The organism is Oleiphilus sp. HI0123, from assembly GCF_001635315.1.
In genome coordinates this window covers 1-3,892 of sequence record NZ_LWGE01001287.1, presented here as the reverse complement: position 1 = coordinate 3,892, position 3,892 = coordinate 1, and the positions used below count along the sequence as shown (strand labels likewise).

At 44.7% G+C, this 3,892-nt stretch carries 4 protein-coding genes; 3 read left to right on the top strand and 1 reads right to left on the bottom strand.

Features of this window, described 5'->3' with window-relative positions; all coding sequences use genetic code 11:
• From A3761_RS15475 to A3761_RS15465, 3 genes are all read left to right on the top strand, one after another.
• Positions 1 to 1,982: DUF748 domain-containing protein (locus A3761_RS15475; protein WP_156491881.1), on the top strand; the 1,982-nt coding region annotated here is incomplete at its 5' end.
• Between the two features lie 26 nt (positions 1,983 to 2,008).
• A complete protein-coding gene (gene yfbR / locus A3761_RS15470; RefSeq protein WP_068508671.1) occupies positions 2,009 to 2,611 on the top strand; it encodes a 5'-deoxynucleotidase in 603 nt (200 codons plus the stop codon).
• Positions 2,612 to 2,656: 45 nt separating this feature from the next.
• Positions 2,657 to 3,685 (top strand): zinc-binding alcohol dehydrogenase family protein, encoded by a 1,029-nt coding sequence (locus tag A3761_RS15465; protein WP_068508673.1) that lies wholly within the window; start codon positions 2,657 to 2,659, stop codon positions 3,683 to 3,685.
• A gap of 35 nt (positions 3,686 to 3,720) precedes the next feature.
• Here A3761_RS15465 and A3761_RS25820 read toward each other — a convergent pair.
• A partial coding sequence (locus A3761_RS25820; protein WP_255374949.1) for a co-chaperone YbbN occupies positions 3,721 to 3,892 on the bottom strand: 172 nt, incomplete at its 5' end.

The following is a 3,892-nucleotide window of genomic DNA, read 5'->3' as shown; positions in this document are numbered from 1 at the left end:
CGCTTTCTCAGATTGCCTTGGCTGAGACTCAAGATACAGAGAGCTTATTTACACTCGATTCAGTGTCGCTTAGCCCTATCAATTTTAATCTGGAAGAACGTACAGCTAAGCTGGGCAACTTGCTAATAGAAAAGCCCGTGTTATTTGCTAAAAAGGATGAGACCTCACAAATAAATTTGCTACGTCCACTTCAACAAGAAAAGCTTGCTACTGATACCAACGAAAGTGAGGCCTCAGAGCCTATAGCAAAAACCAGCAACGACACAAGTCACTCGACTCAGGAAGCACCTTTCAAGTGGTCAGTGACATCGATAAAGCTAAAAGAAGGGCTGATCAATTGGCAAGACGCTAGCCTGGAAACACCCGCCGATATAAGTCTCGAAAATATATACCTTGAGCTTGGAAAGGTCTCCTACGAACTTGATAAAGCCTTTTCCTATAATGCTTCCTTTAATACCGGAGGGGCCAAGCAAAGTCTTTCAGGCCAATTGGCTGCCTTACCACTCAATGTCGAAGGTGATCTTTCACTTTCAGCCCTGCCATTACACTGGTCACAACCATATATAGGTGAGCAACTCAATGTGCTGCTTGAACAAGGTCAACTGGATCTATCATCAAACTATCAATTAAGCATGACAGACTCAGGCTTGTCTGGAGAAATCACTAGCAATACTTCAGTCAATAACCTTGATATAAAGGAGAGTATTGAAAGACAAGAGGTAGCCGGCTTCAAGACCTTCGCTCTAAAAGGCGTCAAGCTTAAGCTGGCAGGCGAGCAGCAAGCCCCTTCAATTTCAGTTGAAACAGTACAAATTTCCAAGCCCTATGCGAGAGCTAAAATCTCTGAAAAAGGCGAGATGAGCCTGGCTCAACTAAGTAAATCAAAACCGAGTGAGACAGAAGAAGGAAACACTGTAACAGAAGATCATTCGCAAGAAGAGCACAAAAGCGAAACAGCAGGAGAACAAGACCAAGCAAGTCAGCCTGCGAATATTGCCATCAATCGAATTATTATTGAAGAAGGCCGCTTCGACTATATCGATGCTTCATTAACACCGGTTTTTAATACTTATGTCGAGCAATTCTCCGGCGACATCACTAATATTTCTTCAGACATTGATGCCCACTCAAAAGTGGCACTATCTGGAAACCTCGATACCTATGGAAAAATTGCCATTAATGGCACAACTAACCCACTCAGCGCTCAACCTAATACTGCCTTAGATATTCAGGTCAACAATATTGACCTAAGTACCGCCAGTCCATATTCGGCTAAGTATGCTGGCTACCTGATCGATAAAGGCAAGTTGGATCTTGACCTGGCTTACGACATCAAGGGCTCTAAGCTGAAAGCGGACAATAAAGTCTTTATAGATCAATTTAACTTTGGAAAGTCTGTCGATAGCCCCGATGCCACAGTCTTACCACTTCCTCTGGCTATAGGTATTATGAAAAACCTCGATGGTGAAATAGATATCGACCTACCAATTAGTGGAGACTTGAGTGACCCGAGCTTCAGCTTTGGCGGCTTACTGCTAACAGCTTTCACAAACCTGATTACCAAAGTGGTAACCAGCCCTTTCTCTATCCTAGGCTCCTTGGTTGAAGGTTCTGATGACATATCATCTGTGAATTTTTCTGCTATGTCTTCGTCAATCGATGCGCTTGAAAGTGAGAAGATTCTTAAGCTTGCTGAAGCTTTGAAGAAGCGTCCTAATTTAAGTCTTGAAGTACGGGGCGTAGCAGATAGAAGTGTCGATCTAGAACCTGGTGGGCAGGTGCTTGGCGAAGATAAACTAGCAGTGCTTGCGAAGAGTAGGGCACTGGCCATCGCTAGTTCCTTGGTGGAGATTGGCGGAATTCCAGAGCAACGGATATTCACCCTCGAACCTAAAGTTGTCACGAGTGAAGCCTCAAAAGAGTCCCCGTCTGCCGAACAGGCTCCGACAGTAGCCTCGATTTTTACAATCAAGCCCAACTAAACCCATTCGCAAACATAGAGAAAGCCATGCACAAAACTATTAGCCACTTCTTCGCCTATGTCAGCCGGCTTAAATGGATTAAACGTTGGAGTCTAATGCGTAATGCAATTCATGAGGATGTCGCGGTGCACTCATGGGAAGTCGCTACGATAGCTCATATCTTGGCAATCATTCATAACAAAGACTGCGATCTAAATAATAAAATAGATGCAAACCATTTGGCTGTCGTTGCGCTTTATCATGATGCGACAGAAGTCATCACTGGCGACATGCCTACACCGGTAAAATATCACTCCGAGGCGATGCGTACCGCTTACAAAGGGGTCGAAGAGAAAGCACAGCATGAGTTGCTTGCCCTGCTGCCTGCTTCCTTGCATCAAGATTTTAGTAGTATCCTGCTTGAAGATACGCTCCCGGAGCACTACCTGGTTTTGCTCAAAGCCGCTGACCGACTTTCCGCTCTTCTTAAATGCCGGGCAGAATTGCGTGCAGGAAACCGCGAGTTTGAACAAGCTGAACAGGAAATCAGTTCACGCCTTAATGATATGAACCTTGCACCAGTACACTACTTTCTTGAAGTTTTTGCTCCCGGCTATGATATGTCGCTTGATAACTTGCTGGATGCCTAGTGTTTTGCCATGATTGTTTAATCAAAACCCCAGAGTGATAACCTTATGAAAGCGATTGGCCTAAACCAATATCTAGCAATTGAAGACCCTGAAAGCTTAATCGACTTCGAAGCGAATATGCCTCACCCCACCGCGCACGACCTACTAGTTAAAATCGAAGCCATTAGCGTCAACCCTGTTGATACAAAGGTTCGGGGGCCAAAATCGCAAACTCTAGAAGAGACCAAAATACTTGGTTGGGACGCTTGTGGTGTAGTCGTTTCCGTAGGTGAAAGCGTCACCCTTTTTAGCCCTGGTGACAGGGTGTTCTATGCCGGCGATATTACACGGCAAGGTTGCAATAGTGAGTTTCATTTAGTCGATGAAAACATCGTAGGTTATGCACCACGCTCCCTTGATTCAGCTAATGCCGCAGCCCTTCCACTCACAGCAATTACGGCCTGGGAAGCCCTTTTTGAAAGGTTAAATATTTCAATTGATGGCTCAAGAGCAGAACACGCCAAACCCACGATTTTAATTATCGGTGGTGCAGGCGGTGTTGGTTCGATCGCCACTCAAATCGCCACAAAGCTTGCCGGGCTTGAAGTTATCGCAAGCGCGTCTCGCCCTGAAAGCAAAGCTTGGTGCGAGAAAATGGGTGCCAAACATGTAATCGATCATAGCAAAGCTTTAGATAAACAACTTTCTGATATTGGTATTCCTAGCGTTGATTATATTCTCTGCTGTAATAGCACCGATCAATACTTCGATCTTATGATAGACGTAATCAAACCGCTTGGAAGAATCTGCTGCATTGTTGACAATACGGCCCCCTTGGAAATGAATAAACTGAAATCAAAGTCAGTGAGCTTCGCTTGGGAGTTCATGTTCACCAAAGCCATGTTCAAGACACCAGACCGGATCGAGCAACATCATATTCTTAACGAAGTGGCACGGCTCGTTGACGAAGGTGAGTTCATCTCCACACAGAATCAAATATTATCGCCTATCTGCGCAGACACTCTACGCCAGGCTCATGCCCAACTAGAGCAAGGAAAAACAATAGGGAAGCTCGTCATCGAAAGCTGGGAGTAGAGAGCAACTAGCAAACTATAATTGAAAACATTCTCTTAAATGTTTTCTTCTATCCATTTCGTTAATTGGGCTAAGGGTAAAGCTCCAGAAATCCTGGCAACTTCTTTCCCGCCTTTGAAGATTAATAAACTCGGGATAGATTGTATTCGCCAACGGGCAGCTACTTGTTGATGCACTTCAGTATTCAGTTTTGCAAAACGTAACTTC